The organism is Arthrobacter sp. 35W, assembly GCF_000482545.1.
Lineage (GTDB): Bacteria > Actinomycetota > Actinomycetes > Actinomycetales > Micrococcaceae > Specibacter.
The window spans coordinates 1-22133 of the sequence record NZ_KI519455.1; the positions used below are offsets into that span (position 1 = coordinate 1).

21 protein-coding genes and 2 pseudogenes are annotated in these 22133 nt (G+C 68.2%); 12 read left to right on the top strand and 11 right to left on the bottom strand.

What is annotated here, in order from left to right; translation table 11 throughout:
- Positions 1-393 (top strand): annotated as a pseudogene (locus K254_RS25940) (IS982 family transposase); the annotation flags it as partial.
- An 18-nt stretch (positions 394-411) separates the two neighbouring features.
- Here K254_RS25940 and K254_RS0112110 read toward each other — a convergent pair.
- From K254_RS0112110 to K254_RS23055, 4 genes are all read right to left on the bottom strand, one after another.
- Positions 412-1488 carry an FAD-dependent oxidoreductase gene (locus K254_RS0112110; protein WP_026553663.1) on the bottom strand — a complete coding sequence of 359 codons (1077 nt, stop codon included), beginning with the start codon at positions 1486-1488 and terminating at the stop codon, positions 412-414.
- A gap of 68 nt (positions 1489-1556) precedes the next feature.
- Complete coding sequence (locus K254_RS0112115; protein WP_035748791.1) at positions 1557-1970, bottom strand: ribosomal maturation YjgA family protein; 414 nt, start codon at positions 1968-1970, stop codon at positions 1557-1559.
- 113 nt (positions 1971-2083) lie between these two features.
- Complete coding sequence (locus tag K254_RS0112120) at positions 2084-3373, bottom strand: Y-family DNA polymerase (RefSeq protein WP_026553665.1); 1290 nt, start codon at positions 3371-3373, stop codon at positions 2084-2086.
- An 84-nt stretch (positions 3374-3457) separates the two neighbouring features.
- Entirely contained in the window at positions 3458-4048 is a 591-nt protein-coding gene (locus K254_RS23055) for a GntR family transcriptional regulator (RefSeq protein ID WP_051388581.1), read from the bottom strand.
- Positions 4049-4229: 181 nt separating this feature from the next.
- On the opposite strand from K254_RS23055, the gene K254_RS0112130 reads away from it, so the two are divergent.
- From K254_RS0112130 to K254_RS0112150, 5 genes are all read left to right on the top strand, one after another.
- Positions 4230-5309 (top strand): succinylglutamate desuccinylase/aspartoacylase family protein, encoded by a 1080-nt coding sequence (locus K254_RS0112130; RefSeq protein ID WP_051388582.1) that lies wholly within the window; start codon positions 4230-4232, stop codon positions 5307-5309.
- Between the two features lies 1 nt (position 5310).
- Positions 5311-6255: an ABC transporter substrate-binding protein gene (locus tag K254_RS0112135; RefSeq protein WP_035748793.1), complete on the top strand. Its 945-nt coding sequence runs from the start codon at positions 5311-5313 to the stop codon at positions 6253-6255.
- Positions 6256-6317: 62 nt separating this feature from the next.
- A complete protein-coding gene (locus tag K254_RS23060) occupies positions 6318-7265 on the top strand; it encodes an amino acid ABC transporter permease (RefSeq protein WP_231391705.1) in 948 nt (315 codons plus the stop codon).
- Positions 7262-8062: an amino acid ABC transporter ATP-binding protein gene (locus K254_RS0112145; protein WP_051389193.1), complete on the top strand. Its 801-nt coding sequence runs from the start codon at positions 7262-7264 to the stop codon at positions 8060-8062. The genes K254_RS23060 and K254_RS0112145 overlap by 4 nt, the downstream gene beginning before the upstream one ends.
- 140 nt (positions 8063-8202) lie before the next feature.
- Positions 8203-8625 (top strand): DUF3995 domain-containing protein, encoded by a 423-nt coding sequence (locus K254_RS0112150; protein WP_026555588.1) that lies wholly within the window; start codon positions 8203-8205, stop codon positions 8623-8625.
- A 51-nt stretch (positions 8626-8676) separates the two neighbouring features.
- On the opposite strand, the gene K254_RS0112155 is transcribed toward K254_RS0112150, so the two are convergent.
- The 4 genes from K254_RS0112155 to K254_RS0112170 form a co-directional block, all read right to left on the bottom strand.
- Positions 8677-9144 carry a hypothetical protein gene (locus K254_RS0112155; protein ID WP_155848568.1) on the bottom strand — a complete coding sequence of 156 codons (468 nt, stop codon included), beginning with the start codon at positions 9142-9144 and terminating at the stop codon, positions 8677-8679.
- A 57-nt stretch (positions 9145-9201) separates the two neighbouring features.
- Positions 9202-10098, bottom strand: a complete 897-nt coding sequence (locus K254_RS24855) for an HNH endonuclease (RefSeq protein ID WP_026555590.1) — start codon at positions 10096-10098, stop codon at positions 9202-9204.
- 134 nt (positions 10099-10232) lie between these two features.
- On the bottom strand, positions 10233-10646 hold the full coding sequence (locus K254_RS23070; RefSeq protein WP_051389462.1) for a LexA family protein: 414 nt from the start codon (positions 10644-10646) through the stop codon (positions 10233-10235).
- Between the two features lie 85 nt (positions 10647-10731).
- Positions 10732-11157, bottom strand: coding sequence for an Lrp/AsnC family transcriptional regulator (locus K254_RS0112170; RefSeq protein ID WP_026555591.1), 426 nt, complete (start codon positions 11155-11157; stop codon positions 10732-10734).
- A gap of 68 nt (positions 11158-11225) precedes the next feature.
- On the opposite strand from K254_RS0112170, the gene K254_RS0112175 reads away from it, so the two are divergent.
- Complete coding sequence (locus K254_RS0112175; protein WP_026555592.1) at positions 11226-11849, top strand: LysE family transporter; 624 nt, start codon at positions 11226-11228, stop codon at positions 11847-11849.
- Between the two features lie 33 nt (positions 11850-11882).
- Here the strand turns inward: K254_RS0112175 and K254_RS0112180 are convergent, their stop codons facing one another.
- On the bottom strand, positions 11883-12581 hold the full coding sequence (locus K254_RS0112180) for a ferritin-like fold-containing protein (RefSeq protein ID WP_026555593.1): 699 nt from the start codon (positions 12579-12581) through the stop codon (positions 11883-11885).
- Positions 12582-12639: 58 nt separating this feature from the next.
- On the opposite strand from K254_RS0112180, the gene K254_RS0112185 reads away from it, so the two are divergent.
- The 3 genes and pseudogenes from K254_RS0112185 to K254_RS23075 all read left to right on the top strand — a co-directional run.
- Complete coding sequence (locus tag K254_RS0112185) at positions 12640-14244, top strand: RNB domain-containing ribonuclease (RefSeq protein WP_196810954.1); 1605 nt, start codon at positions 12640-12642, stop codon at positions 14242-14244.
- A 299-nt stretch (positions 14245-14543) separates the two neighbouring features.
- Entirely contained in the window at positions 14544-16385 is a 1842-nt protein-coding gene (locus K254_RS0112190) for a DEAD/DEAH box helicase (protein ID WP_035750160.1), read from the top strand.
- A gap of 20 nt (positions 16386-16405) precedes the next feature.
- Positions 16406-17278 (top strand): annotated as a pseudogene (locus tag K254_RS23075) (DNA-methyltransferase); the annotation flags it as partial.
- 563 nt (positions 17279-17841) lie between these two features.
- On the opposite strand, the gene K254_RS0112200 reads toward K254_RS23075, so the two are convergent.
- Together K254_RS0112200 and K254_RS0112205 are read right to left on the bottom strand one after the other, a co-directional pair.
- Positions 17842-18687 (bottom strand): PHP domain-containing protein, encoded by an 846-nt coding sequence (locus tag K254_RS0112200; protein ID WP_026555596.1) that lies wholly within the window; start codon positions 18685-18687, stop codon positions 17842-17844.
- A gap of 55 nt (positions 18688-18742) precedes the next feature.
- Complete coding sequence (locus K254_RS0112205) at positions 18743-19861, bottom strand: NAD(P)/FAD-dependent oxidoreductase (protein WP_026555597.1); 1119 nt, start codon at positions 19859-19861, stop codon at positions 18743-18745.
- A 145-nt stretch (positions 19862-20006) separates the two neighbouring features.
- Here K254_RS0112205 and K254_RS0112210 point away from each other — a divergent pair, with 145 nt between their 5' ends.
- Together K254_RS0112210 and K254_RS0112215 are read left to right on the top strand one after the other, a co-directional pair.
- Positions 20007-20456, top strand: coding sequence for a MarR family winged helix-turn-helix transcriptional regulator (locus K254_RS0112210; protein ID WP_026555598.1), 450 nt, complete (start codon positions 20007-20009; stop codon positions 20454-20456).
- Between the two features lie 85 nt (positions 20457-20541).
- Positions 20542-22098, top strand: a complete 1557-nt coding sequence (locus K254_RS0112215) for an aminopeptidase P family protein (protein ID WP_026555599.1) — start codon at positions 20542-20544, stop codon at positions 22096-22098.
- The last annotated feature ends 35 nt before the right edge of the window (positions 22099-22133 follow it).

Genomic DNA, 22133 nt, shown 5'->3' on the forward strand with positions numbered 1-22133 from the left:
CGCCAGACGTTCCTGGACATCCTCGCCGGCACCCCGGCCATGGCCCGGGTGCTGGCCGACGGGCACCGGCAGACGGTGATCGCGGACCGGAACTACTACGGCCGGGACTTCGAAGCCGCCCTGGGGGAGGCCGGGATTGATCTGCTGCGCCCGGCCCGCCGGGGCGAAAAGCCCCGCGCCGGGGCCCGGTTCTTCAAACCCCTGCGCCAGGTCATCGAATCCATCAACGACACCCTCAAGGGCCAGCTCGACCTGGAACAACACGGCGGACGGACCCCGGCAGGGGTCGCCGCACGCGTCATTCAGCGGCTGCTGGCGATGACCGCGGCGATCTGGCACAACGACCGCACCGGCCAAGCCGTCCGCCGCTCACTCATCGCCTACGACCACTGACCGCTTGGAATTACTCGTCTAGAGGGCGTGCTCGGGGATGCGGGCCAGGCGGCGGGAGGCTTCGACGGCGGCGGCGCGGCCGGCGCGTGTGGCACCCAGGGTTGAGGCCGAGGCGCCGTAGCCCACCAGCAGCAGCCGCTCCTCTTTGAGCACCTTTACCCCATCCATCAAGATGCCACCGCCGGGTTCGCGCAGCTTCAACGGCGCCAGGTGGTCCAGGGCGGCGCGGAATCCGGTGGCCCAGAGGATCACGTCGGCATCGAAGGCGGACCCGTCGTCGAAGACCACCCGCTCCGCCTCGATCCGCTCGATGCCGCCGCGGCTCACCAGCGTGCCCGCGGTGATGCCCCGCTGGTACGCCTCGATCAGCGGGATCCCTGTCGCTGCCACCACGCTCAGCGGTGGCAGCCCGGCGGCGGTGCGGGCGTTGACGCCGCGTTCCACATCCCTGCCCCACTCGGGGTCGAAGGCGCGGGTGGTGAATTCCGGCGGCCGGCGGGTGGACCAGGCGGTCTTGACCCCGGCGCCGGCCAGTTGCAGCAGGAACTGCACGGCCGAGGTTCCACCGCCCACCACCAGCACGCGCTTGCCGGCAAACTCGGATACGGAACGGAAATCGTGGGTGTGGAGCTGCCGGCCGGTGAAGGTCCGCTGGCCGGGGTAGCTGGGCCAGTACGGCTTGTCCCAAGTGCCCGTGCCATTGATGACGAGGCGGGTTTCATAGACGCCGCGGTCCGTTTCGACCAGCAGTGGGGAGGAGCCGTCGTCCGGGTCCCGGGGCCGGATGGCGAGCACCTTCACCGGGCGGTGGATGGGCAGTTCAAAGACGTCTTCATAGGAGCCGTAGTAGCGGCCGACGACGGCGGAGGCGGGCTCGGAAGGGTCCGGCTCGCCGAGCTTCATCCCGGGCAGGTCGTGGACGGCGTGGGCGGCACCGAGGGTGAGCGAGGGCCAGCGGTGGCGCCAGGCGCCGCCCGGTCCGGCGTTCGCGTCCAGGACCACAAAGTCCCGTTCCGGTTCCAGCCCGCGCGCGGCGAGATAGTAGGCGGCCGACAGACCCGCCTGGCCGGCCCCGATGACTACTACGTCTAACACCGTTCCTCCTGCACCGGCGCCCACTGTGGGCTCCACTCACAGGAACTACTTGCAGGCGCGCACTATTCCTACCGGGAGCGTGCCGTCCGCCACGATCGGCGTGCGGCGCCCCGGCGCAGGGCTGCGTCCACCAGCAGGGCTGCGAGCGCCCCCACCGCATAGGCGGGCAGATCCGTGGCGGCGAAGGTGGTGCCCAGCAGCAGCCGGAAGGGCGGGAAGGCCGCGGTCAGCTCCGCCGGGATGCCGGTGAGCTGCAGCAGTTCAATGCCCACGCTCACCGCGAGCGCCAGCACTCCCACCACGGCGCTGGAAAGCCGTGGAAACAGCAGGCCCAGCAGGACAAACACCAGCACGGTGTAGAGGGCGTCGCCCGCGAAGTCAGCGAAGGGGCCGCTGCCAAAATAGTGGACGGCCAGTCCCGTGCCTAGCACTGCCACCGCCGCTGCGGCCAACGCCACACGGCGCCGCGAAGTCCTGCGCATTACCCCCACCCGTCCCCGGCCCGGTGCCGGCCACCCCAGCCTACGATGCCGCGGTCACCGGGAAGTGCACGGGTGCGGCGGGGCGGCAGCGTCCGTGCACTTCCGGAGGGAGGCTAGGCCCGGACTACGGGGATTTCGGCCCATTCGGTGGTGAAGCGGGGCGAGGAGTGCTCGCGTTTCATGGACCACTGCGGCGGCTCGGCCAGGCCGCCCAGGCCCAGGCCGATGGCTGCGGCGCCGAACTTGGTCCGCACGCTGCCCATCAAGTCGCCCAGTTCCAGCTGCTCGCGGTGGTCCACAAAGAGGTCCAGCACCTCCTGGCCCCCGGCCGGCTCCAGTCCGCTGAAGAGCACGCCGGCGCGCAGGTATGCGGCGCCCGGGACGACGGATTCCCGCACCGCGGCGACGGCGGCGCGGGTCAGCAGGATGGGGTCCTGCGTGGCCTGCGGCAGCCGGATGGTGACGGAGGGGAAGCTCGCCACGCCCTGGGCGAAGCGGCTGGTCCCGGCGGTGACGGTCATCGTCGTCGTCCGCATCCCCTCGGCACTGAGCCGGGCCGCCCCGCGCTGGGCGTAGATGGCCATCACCTGCTCCATGCCCTCCACGGACGTGACGGGGGTGGAAAAGCTGCGGGAGAACATGATCTGCTGCTTGTCCGCACGCTCCTCTGTGTGTGGAATGCAGGCGGTGCCGTTCAGCTCATGGACGGTGCGGGCCAGGACCACGGAGAACTTTTTGCGGATCACCAGCGGGTCCGCCGCCTTGAGATCGGCAATGGTCTCGATCCCCAGGGCGTTCAGCCGCTCCCCAGTGCGCCCGCCCACTCCCCACAGACCGGTCACCGGGACCTTGGCCTGGATGGCGTCCACATGGCCCGGCGGCATCGAGTCAAGAGAACACACGCCGTTCAGGGCGGGGTTCTGCTTGGCAATGCGGTTGGCGAACTTGGCCAGGGTCTTGGTCGAGGCGACACCCACGCATACCGGCACGCCCACATGCCGCGCCACAGCCGCCCGGATGCCGGCACCGGCATCGCGCAGCTGCGCCTCGTCCCCCACCAGGCCCACGAAGGACTCGTCGATGGAATAGACCTCCTGCCAGGTGCCAAAGCGGCCCACCACCTCCATGACGCGGGCGCTCATATCGCCGTAGAGCTCATAGTTGCTCGAGCGGGCCACCAGCCCCCAGGCCTTGGCCATCGGCTCCACCTGGTACCAGGGTGCTCCCGTGGCGATGCCCAGCGCCTTGGCCTCTGCCGAGCGCGCCACCACGCAGCCGTCGTTGTTGGAGAGCACGACGACGGGGCGGCCTTCCAGCCGGGGGTTGAAGACCCGCTCGCAGGAAACGTAGAAGTTGTTGACGTCCACCAGAGCCATGCGGTCCCTGCCGGTTCCTGCCGCCACAACCACCACCGCCTAGAACAAATATTCGATTGTTCATGCTAGCACCGGACCGCCGGAGCGGTCAGTGGCATGCGGTGGGCAGGATCAAACCAGCGGGCTGTGGCAGCCAGCCAGCTGGCCGATGAGTTCCTCGGTGCTGCCGGAGCGCGCCAGGGCCAGCAGGCGGCGGTGCTTGGCCACCACACCGGCACTCTTGGCATTGTCACCCCGGTACGAGCGGATGATCCGCCGCTGCACGGGGTTTTCCCAGATGCCCTGCAGGGACGCGAGCAGGTACTTGTTGGGGCATGGAGCCACCAGCAGGAGATGGAAGTCCATGCTGGTGCGGAAGATTGCATCAAAGTCCGCCTCCGGTACGGATTCCGCCTCAGCCAGTGCCATCTCCAGCCGCGCGAGGTCCATGGGCGTGTATCTGCCGCCAAACCGCCTGATGGCCAGCGCCTCCACCTCCCGGCGGACCTCGTAGACGTCCGCGATGTCGGAGTCACTGAGCACCTTCACGAAATGCCCGCGGCCCGGAATGAAATCCGCCATCCCCTCATGGACCAGGCGTGCCAACACATCCCTGACCGGCATGCGCGAGACCCCATACTGGGCAGCAAGCTGGTCCTGGACCAGCTGGGCCCCCGGAGCAATGAGCTCGTTGACGATGTCATCACACACCCGTTCGTACACTCGCTCACTCAGCGGGCGCGTATCCCGGACCTCCACACTTGCCACCTTTTGCCCCTTGCCGCCGGCCCCTCGCGCAGACCTCTGCGCAGAATTCTTCCCAACATCTTTTCCCAAAGGTGTTGCACTTCACAGTATCCCTTGGATATGTTGTATCCAATCTTACCGATTGGATACAGAGCACATGGTGCAGCTACCCCACACGATCGACCGGGTCCGCGGAATCGACTTCGCGGCCCCCGGCAGGCAGCTTGGCCACCTGTCGATCGAGCACTCCAACAATGAGTTCGACGGCGCCGTCATCCCCGTACCCATCGCCGTGCTGGCCGGGCCGGACGCATCGAATGGCCCCACGGTCCTGCTGACGGCAGGCACCCACGGCGACGAATACGAGGGCCAGGTCCTGCTGCACGAGCTCATCCGCACCCTGGATCCAGGAAGCATCTGCGGCCGGATCATCGTCCTCCCCTCGCTCAATCTGCTGGCGGTGCGGGAAGGCTCCCGGGTCTCCAAGGTCGACGGCGCCAACCTGAACCGGGCCCTTCCCGGCCATGCAGCGGGCGGCCCCACGGCGCAGATTGCACGGATCGTCGACGCCGACCTGCTGCCATTGGCCGACTTCGCCCTCGACATCCACTCCGGCGGCGCCGTCAACGAATACGTCCCATCGGCCTTCGTCTATGCCGGGCCCACGCCGGAGGTGTGGGCGCGCAAGATGGCAGCCGTCGAGGCCTTCGGCCAGCCATACTGCGTCGTCGTGAAGCCGAACTATGTGTCGGGATCCATCAGCGGGGCGGCCGACCGCGCGGGCGTTCTGATGGTCTCCACGGAACTCGGCGGGCGCGGCACGGTCAACCGCCGCTTGCTCGCAGACTCCCGCGCCGGGCTCTACAAGCTGCTGGCCCATGTGGGCGTGCTTGACGGCGGCACTCCGCGCCCCGGAGCCACGGCCGACGCCGACGCGCGTACCCCCGCGGGTCCCCCTGCGGACATCCAGTACATCCAGCTGGGCTCCGATGCAGCAGTCATGGCCCGTGCCGGCGGTCTCTTCGAACCAACCGTCGATCTGGGCCAGCGGGTCGTCGTCGGCGATCTCATCGGCAAGGTCCATTTCATTGACGAGCTGGACCGGCCGGCCTATGAATACCGCGCCCACATCGATGGCCTCATTGCCACATTGCGCCACCCCACCCTTGTACGGACCGGAAGCACCCTGGTGAACATCGCCGTTCCCATGGACAACCCTTCACGATTGGACAGCTGACATGACCTTTCCACGCATCCTCCGCCTGGTCCTCGCCGCCACTGTCGTCCTGACGACCGGGCTGGCAGCCACGGGCTGCACCAACGCCTCCCAAGGCCTGGCCGGCACGGGCCCCGCCAGTGTGCCGGGCTCCCCCAGCTTTGATCCGTCCACCCTGCACAAGGACGACGCCCTGGCCGCCATGCTGCCGGACTCGCTCAAGGGCAAGGACACCATCACGGTTGGCTCGGACACCACCTATGCCCCGGCCGAGTTCCTGGGCGGCACCGACGGCCAGACGCCCATGGGGTTCGACGTCGACTTCGCCAAGGCCATCGGCGCCACACTGGGATTGACGGTGGACTTCCGCACGGCGGGCTTCGCCACCATCCTCCCGGGGCTGGGCACCAAATACGACCTCGGCATGAGTGCCTTCTCCATCACCAAAGAGCGCATGAAGGCCGTGAACTTCGTCGACTATTTCAAGGCCGGCTCCATCTGGGCCGTCCAAAAGGGCAACCCGCAGAACGTCAGCGTCGACAACCTCTGCGGCCTCAAGGTGGGGGTCCAGACCGGGTCCGTCCAGGAGGATCCGGACCTCACCGGCCGTTCCAAGGCCTGCACCGACGCCGGCAAGCCCGCCATCGACGTCGTGAGCCTGCCCAACCAGACGGACATCACCACCCGCCTGGTCAATGGCGGCATCGCGGCCATGGTGTCCGGTGGAACCACCATCACCTACGCGCTGACCCAGACCGGCGGCCAGTTGGAACTTCTGGGTGGGTTGTACAACCCGGACCACAACGGCATCGCCGTGGCCAAGTCGGACCCTGAACTCGCGGACCTGGTGGCCAAGGTGATGAACAAGCTCATCGCCGATGGCAGCTACGCCAAGATCATGGACCGATGGGGCATCGCCGTACTGTCCACCGACAAGTCAGTGGTCAATCCGGAGGTCGACAGGTGACCGACACCAAGACGCGCATCCCCGGGCGGACTCCCCATGGCGATGCCCATCCGCACGGCGTCGTGTTGAACGATGCGGTTCCGGTCCGGCACCCGGGCCGGTGGGTCGGGGCCGCCATCATCGTGCTCGTCCTGGCCATCACCGCCCAGTCCCTGATCACGAACCCCCGCTTCCACTGGGACCTCGTGGGCACCTACCTGCTGGACACCCTCGTCGTCCAAGGCATCGGCTGGACCCTGATCCTCACCGTCTCCTCGATGGTCATCGCGATCGCCCTGGCCATCATGCTGGCCTTCATGCGCCAATCCGAGAACCCGCTCTTCCGCTACGTCTCCTGGGTCTGGGTCTGGTTCTTCCGCGGCACCCCCGTCTACACCCAGCTCGTCTTCTGGGGCCTCGTCGCGACCCTGTACCCCAAGATCATCATCGGCGTCCCCTTCGGCCCCGAATGGTTCTCCATGGACACCCAGACCGTGGTCAACGCCACCGTCGCAGCGATCCTGGGCCTGGGCCTGAACGAATCCGCCTACCTCGCCGAGATCTTCCGCGCCGGCCTGAAATCCGTGGACAACGGCCAGATGGAGGCCGCCGAGGCCCTGGGCATGCGCCGCTCCAAGATCATGTGGCGCATCATCCTGCCCCAGGCCATGCGCGTGATCGTCCCCCCGACCGGCAACGAAACCATCGGCATGCTCAAAACCACCTCCCTGGTCCTGGCCGTGCCCTTCACCTACGACCTGACCTTCGTCACGAACACCATCGCGAACCGCATCTACCAGCCCATCCCGCTGCTGATCGTCGCCGCGTTCTGGTACCTGCTGGTCACCTCCGTGCTCATGGTCGGCCAGTTCTACATCGAACGCCACTTCGGCAAGGGCGTGGACAACCTCACCAAGGCCCCCGTCAAACCCGCCGCCGTGGCCGCCGCCGTCGCCCACGCCCACAACCCCGCCGCCCCGGCAGACCCGGAACCGGCGGCCCCGACCAGTGAAGGCGGCACCACGCCATGACCACCACCGCCACCGGCACCCCCGGACGGGCCGGCACCGACCCGCTCGTCAGGATTGAGGGCGTGCACAAGTTCTTCGGCGAGCACCACGTGCTGCGCGGCATCGACATGACCGTCCAGCCCGGGGAGGTGTCCGTGATCATCGGCCCCTCCGGCTCGGGCAAGTCGACCCTGCTGCGCTGCATCAACCTGCTCGAAACGATCTCCGCCGGCCGCATCCAGGTCCGCGAGGACCTCATCGGCTACAAGGAGGTCAACGGGCGCCTGCACGATTTGTCCACGAAGGCCATCGCGAACCAGCGCCGGGAGATCGGCATGGTCTTCCAACGCTTCAACCTGTTCCCGCACAAGACCGCGCTGGCCAACATCATGGAGGCCCCCACCCAGGTCAAGCGCAAGTCCAAGACCGCCGCCCGCACCGCGGCCCTGGAACTGCTGGACCGGGTCGGGCTGGCCGAGAGGGCCAACCACTACCCGTCCCAGCTCTCCGGCGGGCAGCAGCAGCGCGTCGCGATCGCCCGCGCCCTGGCCATGGAACCAGAACTGATGCTCTTCGACGAGCCGACCTCCGCCCTGGACCCCGAACTCGTCGGGGACGTGCTGAACGTGATGAAGGACCTCGCGAAGTCGGGCATGACGATGATCGTGGTCACCCACGAGATCGGCTTCGCCCGCGAGGTCGGAGACACGCTCACCTTCATGGACGGCGGCGTCGTCGTTGAAACCGGCAACCCCCGCCAGATCATCGCCAACCCCCAGCACGCCCGCACCAAGGAATTCCTCTCCCGCGTCCTCTAACACCACCGCCTCCGGCCAACAGCACCGGCACATCTGGGGCGCGCCAACTGCACAGAACCACCCGGTTCCCGACAGTTGCCGCGCCCCAGATGCATGCACGGCCCGCGGGGCGGCGCCGGGACCGCTGTTAGGCTCGGGCCATGACCACCCTCTCCCGCGTTGCCGCTGTCGCAGGCTCGACGGCGTTCGCGGCGTCGGCCGTGGTGCACACAATGTGGGGTCTGGGGTCGGCGTGGCCGATGCGCACCCGGGCGGAACTAGCTGACGCAGTGGTGGGCAGCAACACCGTCCCCGACGCCCGGGCATGCTTCGCTGTCGCCGGACTATCGGTGGCTGCGGCAGCCTTGGCCGCGGGCGTGGGCGGGTCCGGCAGGGCTGCCCAAGCGGCACGGTTCGTCTTGGGCGCCGGCATCCTGGCGCGCGGCACCGCCGGTGGACGGCCGGCTACCAAGGTCCTCGGCCTGCCGGAGCCCTCGGCACGATTCGTTCGTCTGGACAAGACCCTGTACCGGCCGCTCTGCCTCGGCGTGGCAGCGGCCGTCTTCACAGCCGCCCGGCGCTGACCGAGCAGCGCCGTCATCGACCCACGCAGTTCGGCGGCTGAACCGAGTTCGCTAGGGCGCCAACATATCGGCCGTAAACGCCGGATCCTGGGACCACAGATCCAGCCAGATCTGGTCCGGCGAGGAGTCATCCGCGGCCGACACACTGACCAAGACGCGGGTTTCGCTTGCACCGGCGGGCACGGCCACGCTTAGCTCGGCATCTCCGATATGGATGGTCCCGCTTGGCGTCAGCAATGTTCCTTCGTAGACCAACTGTCGCTCCGGATGCACATCAACCGGCCCGTGATGGAATGCCGCACTGACGGATCCTTCGGCAAGATCTGGGTCGCCGTCGTCGTCGGAATCGTCATTCAGATCGTCGTCAATGTCCTGGGCATGGCGGATAAGGATAACCAGACCGGTTTCATTCGCCGAAACCACCCTGCCTGGCTCAATATCCGGCAGTTCGCCAGTGGCTGAGTTGTCGGTGACCACCACGATGCCCCAATTCCACGGGCGGGCCAGCGACGTCGTCATGATCGGCTGCACGGAGCCCCACTTCCACGAGATGATGAGTAATTGTCCAACCCGACTCTAAACGGCCAGCATCAACCGTGAATTCTCGGCAAAGTTCTCCGCCGTGTGGTCATTGAAGGCGCTGCAGAGATGGCCCACCAGCACGTCCACGGCATCTTGGATGCGCTTGGTCTCCGCCGGCTGCCCGGCATGGATCCGGCCATCCTCCCCCACGATGATGTAGCCCCACTCATAGAGGGCATCGCATCCCAGCGCACAGATGAGCATCGCGGACCGCTCGTGGTCCATGCGCTCCTCCTCGGTGCACTTGCCGCGAGGCTTGATATGGCCGGCGATCAGCAGCCGGGCCGGCAGGTCCTCCCCGCAGATGGAGCACGGTGCGTTCTGGCGGCCGCGCAGCAGGTGCTTGCGCAGATGTGCCTGCTCAACGCGGATGGTGGTCATGCCCGGATCGTCCTCTTCAACTCCCCACACATCCCCCGGCAGCCCGCGCAGGCTGCCCGCGGAGGACAGCGGCGCGCTCACGCCCGCCTCGGCCAGCAAGGCCTTGCCCTCCTCGTCGGAGAGGGGCGTCAGGTAGCGGTGCTGGGGCTTCCCGGCTTCGTTGAAGGGCCCGTTATGTTCACCGGAGGCCGTCAACGCGGCGGCACGGTCGCGGTGGATCTGCAGTCCCGTGGCGATGGAATAGACCCGCACCAGCCAGCCCTTGTTGCTCTCGCCCTCCTGCTGCTCATAGCCGGAGGGCCGTTCAAAGTCCTGCCATTCCTCGGCGACGACGCTGACGGCGCGGACATAGGGGCCGAAGTAGTGGAAGACGATGTCCCCCTGCTTCATCTCCTTCAGGGAGGCTCTGTCATCGGGCAGCGAGCCATCCGCTTCGGGGCAGCTCCACAGCGTGCCCTCCTCGATCGCAGTCTCGTAGTTTCGGCCCTGGCTGGCCCACCAATAGCGCATCCCCAGACTCCTTGCCTCGGATCGGTCCGTCTCCGTCGAGCTTCCACCCTAACCCCGGACCGGGACGCCGGGCAGGCGCAACGGGGATCGTTGTGGCCGGAATTCCGCGCCGTTCCACGGCAGCGGCGGACTTGCTACAACCGGTGCAGGCAGCGTGTCGCGACGCCCCAGATGACCAGCTCGGACAGGTCCGGCACCAGGATTTCCGGGGCCGGGGCGCCGTCGCCGCTTTCCGATTCCAGGGTGGCCCCGCCGTCGGAGATGCGCAGGCGGCGGACCACCAGGTCGCCGTCGAGCACCGCCACCACCACCGATCCATCCCGGGGCGGCACGGAGCGGTCGACGATGATCTCATCACCGTCGCTGATCCCGGCGCCCTCCATGGAGCTGCCGGCCACGCGCATGATGAAGGTGCAGGTCCTGTCGCGGATCAGATGCCGGTTGAGGTCGATCCCGCCGTCAAAATAGTCCCGGGCCGGGGAGGCAAAACCCCGCGGTTCGACGTCGACGGCGGGAGGCTGGGCGGACCGTGGTGCAGGCAGATCCATTCCAAACACCGCAGCCACCACCTAGAACAAAGGTTCGAATGGTTCATGGTAGCACCGCGAAAAACCGGCCGCCGGGGACCGGGCGTCAGCCGTGGCGCAGGGCGATGCGGGTCTGGGTTTGGGCGGCTCCGCCGTCGTGCTTGAGCCGGTGCAGGAATCCGTCCAGTTCCAAGGGATTGCGCACGCGCACATGCAGCAGATAGTCGTAGGGGCCCGTCACGTGCACCGCGTCGCGCACCTGCGCCAGCGGCTTCAGATAGGCCAGAAAGGCGTCGCCGCCGGTGGACTCGCGCAGCCTCACATCGATGAACACCTCCAAGCCCTCCGCCGGGCGCTCAAGGTCGTCGGCCAGGCGCACCGTGTAGCCGGCAATGATGCCATCCTCCTCCAACCTGCGCACACGGGCGGCGGCGGCATTGGCACTCAACCCCACGCCGCGCCCCAAGGCACTGAAGGAAGCTCTGCCGTTGTCACCCAAAAGCCGCAGCAATCCACTGTCAATGGCATCCATACGGCGATCGTAACGGTTTGGCAGAGCTTTTGTCAGCGAGCGCAGGAGCCGAATGTACGCTCGGTTCCATGACACTATCCGCATCCCTTCTGGCCGGCCTGGCCGCCGGGCTCGGCGTCGCCCTGCCGCTGGGCGCGGTGGGCATCCTGATTGTCACCCAGGGTGTGGCCGGCGGGTTCAGGTCCGGGGCCGCTGCGGCGGGCGGGGTGGCGCTGGTCGATCTGGTGTACTGCGTGGCCGCGCTGGCCTTCGGGGCCGCCCTGGCCCCAGCCGTTGCTGCCGCCGGGCGCTGGCCGGGCGCCGCGGCGGGCGTCCTCCTCATTGCCCTCGCCGTGCGGGGGCTGGCGAAGCTTCGATCGGCCGACGGCGCCGCCGCGCCGGCGGTGCGGGGCGGTCCAGTGCGGGTGTTCGCCACGTTCACCGGGCTCACGGCGCTCAACCCCGCCACGGTGCTGTACTTTCTGGCACTCGCCACGGTGCTGGGAGCGGGCGGCTGGACGTGGGGCTCGGCGGCTGCCTTTGCCATCGGCGTGGGCACCGCCTCGCTGGGCTGGCAGCTGGTCCTCGCCGGCACCGGGTCCCTGGCCGGCCGGTGGATCACCGTCCGAGGCCGGCGCTGGCTCGGCATTGCCGGGTACGGCATGGTCACCCTCATGGGGCTCGCCGCCCTGGCCGTGGCGGCGTCCGGATAAGCGGCAGGACAGGCGCGGCCGCAGAGGGAAACGCTAGGCGGTCAGGCCCAGCTGGCTCATCCGTTTGGAATGGTTGCGGGTCAGCGCGGACATCAGCGCCGGGACCGCCGTCGCCGGAATGGCCTCCTGGGGCAGCAACCCCATCAGGAAGCTGTGTTCGCGGCCCACCCGCTGCGCCTGGGTCAGGGCCTCGCCCACCAGCCGGCGGCCCCACAGGGCCAGCCGGGAGGAGAGCCGCGGATCCTCGGCCAACATCAATTTCAGGCGGGACTGCAGCAGCGCCGAGGATTCCTCCGGGGTGCGCACGGCCTCAATGACGGCGCTCGTCTCGGCATCCAGGAACGTGCTGATGGACTGGTAGAAGTCCCCGGAGATCGCGTCCACCACATAGGCCTTCATCAGGGACTCATACCAATCCGCCGGACGGGTGCGGTCATGGAAGGCATCGATGGAGGCCTGGAAGGGGCGCATGGCCAGCTCCGGGTCCAGGCCCATGGCCGACAGCCGGGCGCTGACCACCTCGAAGTGCTCAAATTCGCGCACCGCCATGGCACCCAGCGTGGCCCGGTCGTGCAGCGTTGGTGAGTACCGTGCGTCGGAGGAAAGGCGTTCAAAGGAGGACAACTCGCCGTAGGCCATAACGCCCAGCAGGTCCACCACAAATTTGTCGTACCGTGCCGTGAACTCGCCCGATGACAGGACGGGGGCCGATTCGCCCTGGGGAATGCTCATGGTTCTAGGTTAGCCCGGGCTCCACCGCATTGCGGCGTGCATCACTTACGCTATGAGCGTGCCCTACACACACATTGGCGTGCATGACAATGCAGCACAGCAGCAGCTCTCCTCGGCCCTTCAGGCCCTGAAGACGGAGTTCAAGCTGCCCGGCGAGTTCCCCGCGGAGGTGCTGGCCGAGCTGGAGCGCTCGATTGCCGCACACCAATTGCCGGATCTGGACCTCACGGCACTGCCGTTCCTGACCATCGATCCGCCGTCGTCGCTGGATCTGGACCAGGCCATGCACCTGGAACGGACCGACGGCGGCTACCTGGTCCGCTACGCCATCGCCGATGTGCCGGCCTTTGTGCCGCCCGGCGGCGCGCTGGATGCCGAGACACGGCTGCGCGGCCAGACGTACTACACCCCGGACGGGCGGGTTCCGCTCCACCCGGCGCCCATGAGCGAGGATGCGGCCAGCCTCTTCGCCAACCAGGACCGCGCGGCCTATGTCTGGGACATCGGGCTGGATGCCGACGGCGCCCACACCACCACACTGGTCCGGCGCGCCCGGATCCGCAGCATCGCCAAGCTGGGCTACGAGCAGGCCCAGAAACTGCTCGACGACGGCGCAGCGCCCACTGCACCTGTGGGCCCCGGCGCCGCGGCGGAGGACGACGTTCGCGCAGAGGACGACGTTCCCGCGGAGGACGACGCCGCCACCCGCCTGAGCCATCCCACCGGCGCCGTGCTCGACCAGGTCCGCGCCACGTTGGAGCTGCTGCGCGAGATCGGCCTGTTGCGGATTGAACGCGAACGCGAACGCGGCGGCGCCAGCCTGAATGTGCCCCAGCAGGAGGTCGAATTCGTCGACGGCCGCTACCGGCTGGTCTTCCGCCCGGCCCTGCCCATCGAGGACTGGAACGCCCAGATCTCCCTGCTGACCGGCATGGCGGCGGCCACCCTGATGCTCAAGGGCAAGGTGGGCATTCTGCGCACCATGCCCGAGCCGGATGCGGGTTCCATCGCCCACTACCGGCGCCAGAGCGTGGCCCTGGGCAAGCCCTGGCCGGCGGACATGCCCTACGGGGAGTTCCTGCGCACCTTGGATACATCGGACCCCAAGCAGCTGGCGCTGATGCACGCTGCCCGCTCGCTGTTCCGCGGCGCCGGCTACACCCCCTTCGACGGGGAGGTGCCGGCGAAAACCATCCAGGCCGCCGTCGCCCACGAATACGCCCACACCACCGCTCCCCTGCGCCGGCTGGTGGACCGCTTTGTGCTGGTCATCTGCGCCGCCCTGTGCGCCGGCGAAGAGGTGCCGCAATGGGCCCGGGACGCCCTTCCCTCGCTGCCGGGGATCATGATGGCCTCCGACCAACTGGCCAACAAGGTGGACCGCGCCGCCGTGGACACGGTGGAGGCGGCCATCCTGAGCAGCTATGTGGGCCGCGAGTTCGACGCCGTCGTGCTCTCCGGACCCCGCCCCAACGGCAATGGGAACGGCAATGGGAACGGCAATGGCCACAAGGCCGACGCCGGCCCGGTGAGCAGCATCCAGATCCGCGAACCAGCCGTCGACGCCGACTGCCAAGGGGCCCTGGAGCCCGGCACCACCGTGCGCGTGAAACTCCTGCAGGCGGACATCGCCACGCGGACGGTGCTCTTTACAACCCTCTAGCGGCGTGGAATTGGTGCCACCGGCTAGACTTGGCTCTGTAGACATGGATGCCCGGTCGTTGATTGATCCTTTACCCACTCAACAAGCCCGCCCATACGCGCTTCTTATGTGCCCTCTTGCGACGCTGGGGCCGCAACCGGTTCGGTTGACGGCACCCAATCGCGGGGCATGCATGTGTTAGCCCGCGATCGGCTTCCCAAAGGATGTGCCGCCTTGGCTGGCTCCGTCACCGCCCACTGGGCCGGTGGCGTAGAGCCCAAAGATGCGGCACCTGTATAGACGAATTGAACGGTAAGCATTTGAACACTGAGAATGAGACCCACCTGCACGCGGACAACAGCGACGAGGAACTCACGGTTGAGGCCACGCTGACCACCACGGAGGAACCGCACCACGAGGTTGCTGCCACGTTTGCGGACTTCAACGTCCGTGCGGACATCGTCGAGTCGCTGGCCGAGGCCGGCATCACGCACCCGTTCCCGATCCAGGCCATGACCCTGCCGATCGCCCTCGCCGGCCACGACATCATCGGCCAGGCCAAGACGGGCACCGGCAAGACCCTCGGCTTCGGCATCCCCGCGCTGCAGCGCGTGGTGGGCCCGAAGGACGCCGGCTTTGACAAGCTGACGGTCCCCGGCGCCCCGCAGGCCATGGTCATCGTCCCGACGCGCGAGCTCGCCGTCCAGGTGGCCAGCGACCTCGAGGTGGCCTCCCGCCACCGCGGCGCCCGCATCGCCACCATCTACGGCGGCCGTGCCTACGAGCCCCAGATCGAGGCCCTGCAAAAGGGCGTCGAGGTCATTGTCGGCACCCCCGGCCGCCTGATCGACCTCTACAAGCAGAAGCACCTGAACCTGGCCAACGTCCGCATCGTCATCCTTGACGAGGCCGACGAGATGCTGGACCTGGGCTTCCTGCCCGACGTCGAGACCCTGATCGCCGGCACCCCCGCCGTGCGCCAGACGCTGCTGTTCTCCGCCACGATGCCCGGCCCGGTGGTGGCCATGGCCCGCCGCTACATGACGCAGCCCACCCACATCCGCGCCGCCGATCCGGACGACGAGGGTCTGACCAAGCGCGACATCCGCCAGCTGATCTACCGCGCCCACAACCTGGACAAGATCGAAGTTGTCGCCCGCATCCTGCAGGCCCGCGGCCGCGGCCGCAGCATCATCTTCACCAAGACCAAGCGCACCGCCGCCAAGGTGGCCGAGGAGCTGGTGGACCGCGGGTTCGCCGCCGCGGCCATCCACGGCGACCTGGGCCAGGGCGCCCGCGAGCAGGCCCTGCGTGCCTTCCGCAACAACAAGGTTGACGTGCTGGTTGCCACCGACGTCGCCGCCCGCGGCATCGACGTCGACGACGTCACCCACGTGATCAACTACCAGTGCGTTGAAGACGAGAAGATCTACCTGCACCGCGTGGGCCGCACCGGCCGTGCCGGCAACAAGGGCACCGCCGTGACCTTCGTGGACTGGGACGACATGCCGCGCTGGGCCCTGGTGAACAAGGCTCTGGGCCTGAGCGTTCCCGAACCCATCGAGACCTACTCCTCCTCCCCGCACCTGTACGAGGACCTGGACATTCCCGAGGGCACCAAGGGCCGCCTGCCGCGCAACAAGCGCACGCACGCCGGCATCGACGCCGAGGTCCTGGAGGACCTGGGCGAGACCGGCAAGCGCAACGCCTCCTCCGGTGCACGCGACGGCGGCCGCGGCACCGGCGGCCGCGATGGTGGCCGCAGCTCCGGCGGCCGCGATGGCGGACGCAGCTCCGGCGGCCGCGATGGCGGACGCAGCTCCGGCGGCCGCGATGGCGGACGCACCAGCACCGAGCGCGAGGACCGCAGCGGCACCGAGGGTGAAACCCGCAGCGCCACGGCACTGGACGGCCGCTTCACCCAGAGCCCCGAGCGCGGCCCGGAGCGCGAGGGCGGCAGCCGCCGTCGTCGTCCGGCCACCGTTCCCGGCGCATCCGCCGACAAGGGCGCCAACGGCGCCGAGTCCAAGGGCAACGGCCCGGCCTCGGGCGACGCCGGCAGCAGCGAAGGTGCCTCGGCACGTCCGCGCCGCAACCGCAGCCGCACCCGCCGCCGCAATGGCGAGGTTGTTGGCTCGTCCGACGCTCCGGCCGCCGAGTAGTACAGGCTGCCGATTCCTTCATGACGAATACCCCGTGGCATCCGGAGAGCGCGGGCGCAAACCTGGTGGTCCAAGCGGACAACGCCGAGTTTCTGCCCACGCTCCCGGATGGCGCGTTCACGCTGATCTATGTGGACCCGCCCTTCAACACCGGACGGGCGCAGAAGCGCCGCTCCACCACCATGGTCCGCAGCACCACCGGCGACGGCGACCGCGTGGGCTTTGGCGGGCGCAGCTACGAAACCATCAAGGGTGCGCTGCACAGCTACGACGACGCCTTCACGGACTACTGGTCCTTTCTGGAGCCGCGGCTGCTTGAGGCGTGGCGGCTGCTGGCCGACGACGGCACCCTGTACCTGCACCTTGACTACCGCGAGGTGCACTACGCCAAGGTGATGCTGGATTCCATCTTCGGCCGGGACAGCTTCCTCAACGAGATCATCTGGGCCTACGACTACGGCGCACGCGCCAAGAACCGCTGGCCCACCAAGCACGACAACATCCTCGTCTACGTGAAGAACCCCTCCGGGTACCACTTCGACAATGCCGAGGTTGACCGCGAGCCGTACATGGCGCCGGGGCTGGTGACGCCGGAGAAGCGCGAGCTCGGCAAGCTGCCCACCGACGTCTGGTGGCACACCATCGTCTCCCCCACCGGCAAGGAAAAGACCGGCTACCCCACGCAAAAGCCCGAGGGGCTGCTCCGCCGTGCCGTGGCGGCGTCCTCGCGCCCGGGCGACTGGTGCCTTGACTTCTTCGCCGGCTCCGGAACTCTTGGCGCCGTCGCGGCGTCTCTGGGGCGTCGCTTCATCTGCGTGGACGCCAACCCGCAGGCCATCGAGGTCATGGCAGCACGGCTGGGCCACGTCGCAGAGATCGTGCCGGCCAAACCCAAGCGGAAGTCGCGTGCCAAGGCAGCGGTGGAGGCTGCTGCTGCTCTTGCTGCTGATCCGAAGGCCAAGGCGGCCGCGAAGCCCCGGGCCAAGGCAGCGCCCAAGGTGAAGGCTGCCGCCAAGCCAAAGCCCGAACCGGCCGTGGAGCCCGAACCGGCCGTGGAGCCCGGGCCCGCCGTCGTCGTCGTGGAGGAACCCACAGCCGTCCTGGCGGTGGAGGCAGATTCCGTCGCTGAGGCGGCAGTGCAGCCTCCTGTGCCGAAGCCGAGGCCCTTTCCCAAACCGCGTCCGCCCGTCGCCGTCAGCTGACCTATCGACCGGTGATTGAGCGGAGCCAAGAGAGGCAGCAGGGTTCCCTGGCCGAGCGAAGCGAGGTTAGGGCGGCTGCCGAACGGGAGCCGAAATCCCGTGAGCCGCATATTGTCGCCCGCCACCGACGCAGTTCCCCTGTCAGGACGCAATCGCAGCCATGTCATAAGCGGCGAACTGCGTCCCGGCCACCGCCGTCGGCCGCCAGGGGTCTCGACAGGCTCGACCAACGGTTGCGCCGATCGGAAGTGGCCCTAGCGGACGACGGCGGTTCCGGTGCCGAGGGCTTCGATGCGGGCCAGCGCCTCGGGTGACGTCAGGTTCTCACCGAGCAGGTTGGGTTTGCCGGCGCCGTGGTAATCGGAGGATCCGGTGACGATCAGGTCCTTGCGCGCAGCCAGCTTCCGCAGCCAGGCGCGGCCCTCCTCCGGATTGTCCCGATGGTCGATCTCCAACCCCAGCAGGCCGGCGTCGATCATGTCATTGAAGGTCGCCTCAGCCACCACGCGCCCACGCGCCGAGGCCACGGGGTGGGCGAACACCGGCACTCCCCCGGCGGCGCGGACCAGCTGGACCGCCAGCACGGGGTCCGGAGCGTAGTGGCTGACAAAGTAGCGAGAGTGCGAGGTCAGGATGCTGGCGAACGCCTCGCTGCGGTCCTCCACCACCCCGGCGGCGACAAGGGCATCAGCGATGTGCGGCCGGCCCACCGTGGCACCGGGGGCCACATGCTGGGTGACATCGTCCCAGTTCAGCGGATAGTCCTCGGCCAGCCGCTCCACCATGCGCTCGGCGCGGGAGAGCCGCGCATCCTTGGATTTGGTGATCTCCTCCAGCAGATCCTCATTGAAGGGGTCGTGCAGATAGGACAGCAGGTGGACGCTGATCCCCTCGCGGGTCTTGCAGGAGATCTCCATGCCGGGGACCAGCACAATGCCCTGTTCCCGTGCCGCCAGGGACGCCTCGGCCCAGCCGGAGGTGGAGTCATGGTCCGTCAGGGCCAGCACATCCAGGCCGGCGTTCTTGGCAGCGGCCACCAGCACCGCCGGTGTCTGGGTGCCGTCGGAGACGTGCGAATGTGCGTGCAGATCGATCTTCACTCCACAAGCCTACGTCCGCACGCCGCCATTGGACCCGGACAGCGTCCGCTCCGGGCTACGGTGCGTGCGTCAGCGGCACGTCGGCGAGGTTGAGGATCTCGGCGTAGCGGTCGATCATCATGTCCTGGCCCTTGATCCTGGAGATCATCTCGGCGCTGGCGATCTCACCGTTGGGCAGCTGCCCCGATCCTCCCCTGGGCCCCAAGGGCAGGATGATGACGGGCTGGGACGGTGTGTAGCGGGCCGGTCCCCCCTCACCCGTGAGTTGGTGGATGATGTTGCCGGCGACGACGGCGGCCTGCCGCCCTGCGACGCCGGCCTTGTTCACATCAATGGCCGCGATGTCGCCCAGGGCATAGACGTTTCCGAAGCCGGGCACGCGGAGGTCCGAGTCGACGCGGAGGTATCCGTCGGCCGTCCGGGCCGCCGCCAGATCCCCGGCAAGGTAGCTTGTCTGGGGAGCGATTCCGTAGCAGCGGAACCAGATGTCGGCCTCAATGCGGGTTCCGGCGGTGGTGGTGACGGTGAACGGCGACAATTCACCGGCCGCGGGACCGGGCAGCGCCGTCAGCGGGCTGCCCATCGCCTGGCCGATGCCCAATGCCGCCAGCTGCCGGTTGATTTCATCGCGCAGCCGCTGGTCATAGGGTCCCGGAAGGATATGTTCGGCCTGGTCCACCAAGACAATCTCCTTGCCGGGCCAGGCTGCCGCAATCTCGCCGGCAAACTCCAGCCCCACGGCCCCGGCACCGAGCAGCATCACCGTGCCCGCACGCCCCAGGTTGCTGTGCGCGGCACCATAGCGCCGGATGGCCGCCGCGGTTTCGACGTCGTCGGTCTTGGCGGGGAACGGGTAGCTGGACCCGGTGGCCAGCACTATGACATCCGGCTCCATCCGGCGCCCGGAGGCCAGTTCCACGGTCCGTCCGTCAACCATCACCGCACGGTCGCGGACCACCGTCCCGCGCGCCAGAAGCCGCCCGTAGGGAAGGAACATCCGGGGCAGGAAGTCCGGCTGGACCACCGAGCGCAGTGCGGCGATGTTGTGGACAAACGCGTCCTTGGGCTCCACCAGCGTCACGGCGGCGTGCCCGTCGAGGGCCTTCGCCACGTTGATGCCGCCGTATCCACCGCCGATGACCACAACAGAGGGCTGGATTGCTGAACCACTCATGGCATTCCCTTCACCGAGGCGATGCTGCGGCCGGGCTGGCTGCCGGGGCCATCAACACGGCCAGTGACCATTCATATTACCAAATCATTGGCAAAGTACAATCATTTTTGAATCAATATGATTGGCATGCTGGTAAAATCAATGGATGGATCCCGCGGCAGCCCCCGACCAGCTTGGCTTTCTTTTGGCGCGCCACGGACGCACCATGAACGCCGCACTCCGCCAGGCCCTCGGATCCGCCGGGCTCAACCCGCGCCATGCCTCCACCCTGGTCCGGCTGCACCATGCCGGGCCCACCAGCCAGCAGGATCTGCTGGACATCCTCTCGATCGACGCCAGCGCGCTGGTGGCCATCCTGAACGACCTTGAGCGGGACGGGCTGGCCTCCCGGCGCCGCGATGCGGCCGACCGCCGCCGCCACATTGTGGAGATCACCGAGGCGGGACGTGCCGCCGTGGCCGCCGTGGAGAGTTCCATCGCCGCCGTCGAACGCGAAGCCTTTGCCGGCTTCTCTCCTGGCGAGCTGGAGGCACTGCACGGGCTGCTCACCAGAATCCACTCCGGCCCGGCGGACCCGGACTGCGCCACGGACTAAGCAGCAGACTGGAGCAGCGGACCGCACGGGGCCGCCGGGCCGCCGCCATTGGTCCCAGCCCCGGTGCAGGTGCGAGACTTGAAGGGTGAATCAGACACAGCCTGCCTCCAATGACCAGCCGATCGAGGACCGCGTGAACAACCGTTCGCAGCGTCCCACCTCGGAAGCCTTCAAGACCTTCATGGCCAGCAGCTGGGCGCCGTCCTCCACGGAACTGCCCGCCCGGGCCGCCGTGGCAGACCACGCCGCGCTGCGCCGTCGTGCCGTTTCCGAGCAGTTCACCGGCGAACGCCTCGTGATCCCGGCCGGTCCCCTGAAGGTGCGTTCCAACGACACCGACTACCGCTTCCGCCCACACTCCGGCTTCGCCCACCTGACAGGTCTAGGCCTGGACCACGAGCCCGACGCCGTGCTGGTGCTGGAGCCGACGGCAGCCGGTGCCGGCGACGACGGCGGCAACCACCACGCCACGCTCTACTTCCGCCCGCTGGCCGGCCGCAACACCGAGCAGTTCTACTCCGACGCCCGCTCCGGCGAGTTCTGGATCGGCGCCCGCCCCACGCTGGCCGAGTTCAAGGCACAGCTGGGTCTTGACACCGCCGACATCACCGAGCTGGAACTGGCCATCACCAAGGATGTGGGCGATCCCAAGATCGGCGGCATGTCCATCCGTCTGGTCCGCAAGGCCGACGAAAACGTTGACGCCCTGGTGGACACCGCGCGCTTCAACACCGCGCAGAACCCGGAGGAGCTGGACCTCTCCGAGCTGGACGCCCTCGATGACAAGCTGACCGAGGCCCTCTCGGAGCTGCGCCTTCTCAAGGATGCCTGGGAAATCGAGCAGATGAAGGTGGCCATCGCCGCCACCGCCGCCGGGTTCGAGCAGGTCGTCAAGTCGCTGCCGCGCGCCGCCGCCCACCACCGCGGCGAGCGCGTCGTCGAGGGTGCGTTCTTCGCCCGCGCCCGTGAAGAGGGCAACGAGCTGGGCTACGACACCATCGCCGCCGCCGGCAACAACGCCACCATCCTGCACTGGACCCGCAACAACGGCACAGTGGTGGAGGGCGAGATGATCCTCGTCGACGCCGGTGTGGAGGCCGACTCGCTGTACACCGCCGACATCACCCGCACCCTGCCCGTCAATGGCACGTACTCCGAGATCCAGCGCAAGGTCTACCAGGCCGTGCTCGACGCCGCCGATGCCGCCTTCGCCGTGGCCGTCCCTGGACGCAAGTTCCGCGATGTGCACACTGCCGCCATGGAGGTGCTGGCCGACCGCCTTCAGGCATGGGGCCTGCTGCCCGTCTCCGCCGAGGTCGCCCTGTCCGCCGAGGGCCAGCAGCACCGCCGCTGGATGCCGCACGGCACCAGCCACCACCTGGGCCTGGACGTGCACGACTGCGCCCAGGCCAAGCGCGAGCTCTACGTGGACGGCATCATCACCGAGGGCATGGTCTTCACGATCGAGCCCGGCCTGTACTTCAAGAACGAGGACCTGGCCATCCCGGCCGAGTACCGCGGCATTGGCGTGCGCATCGAGGACGACGTCCTCATCACCGCCGACGGCCCCGTGAACCTCTCCGCCGCCCTGCCCCGCACCCCGGAGGCCGTGGAGGCCTGGATGGCGTCGCTGGCCGGCTAGGACGCACATCCCCGCGGGGGACGCGGTAGTGGACG

Coding starts and splice junctions, on each gene's coding strand:
- K254_RS0112115 (WP_035748791.1), bottom strand. CDS start 1,970: ATGCGCAGGACTTCGCGGCGCCGTGTGGCGTTGGCCGCAGCGGCGGTG.
- K254_RS0112130 (WP_051388582.1), top strand. CDS start 4,230: ATGGTGCAGCTACCCCACACGATCGACCGGGTCCGCGGAATCGACTTC.
- K254_RS0112135 (WP_035748793.1), top strand. CDS start 5,311: ATGACCTTTCCACGCATCCTCCGCCTGGTCCTCGCCGCCACTGTCGTC.
- K254_RS0112145 (WP_051389193.1), top strand. CDS start 7,262: ATGACCACCACCGCCACCGGCACCCCCGGACGGGCCGGCACCGACCCG.
- K254_RS0112150 (WP_026555588.1), top strand. CDS start 8,203: ATGACCACCCTCTCCCGCGTTGCCGCTGTCGCAGGCTCGACGGCGTTC.
- K254_RS0112155 (WP_155848568.1), bottom strand. CDS start 9,144: ATGACGACGTCGCTGGCCCGCCCGTGGAATTGGGGCATCGTGGTGGTC.
- K254_RS24855 (WP_026555590.1), bottom strand. CDS start 10,098: ATGCGCTATTGGTGGGCCAGCCAGGGCCGAAACTACGAGACTGCGATC.
- K254_RS23070 (WP_051389462.1), bottom strand. CDS start 10,646: ATGGATCTGCCTGCACCACGGTCCGCCCAGCCTCCCGCCGTCGACGTC.
- K254_RS0112170 (WP_026555591.1), bottom strand. CDS start 11,157: ATGGATGCCATTGACAGTGGATTGCTGCGGCTTTTGGGTGACAACGGC.
- K254_RS0112175 (WP_026555592.1), top strand. CDS start 11,226: ATGACACTATCCGCATCCCTTCTGGCCGGCCTGGCCGCCGGGCTCGGC.
- K254_RS0112180 (WP_026555593.1), bottom strand. CDS start 12,581: ATGAGCATTCCCCAGGGCGAATCGGCCCCCGTCCTGTCATCGGGCGAG.
- K254_RS0112205 (WP_026555597.1), bottom strand. CDS start 19,861: ATGAGTGGTTCAGCAATCCAGCCCTCTGTTGTGGTCATCGGCGGTGGA.
- K254_RS0112210 (WP_026555598.1), top strand. CDS start 20,007: ATGGATCCCGCGGCAGCCCCCGACCAGCTTGGCTTTCTTTTGGCGCGC.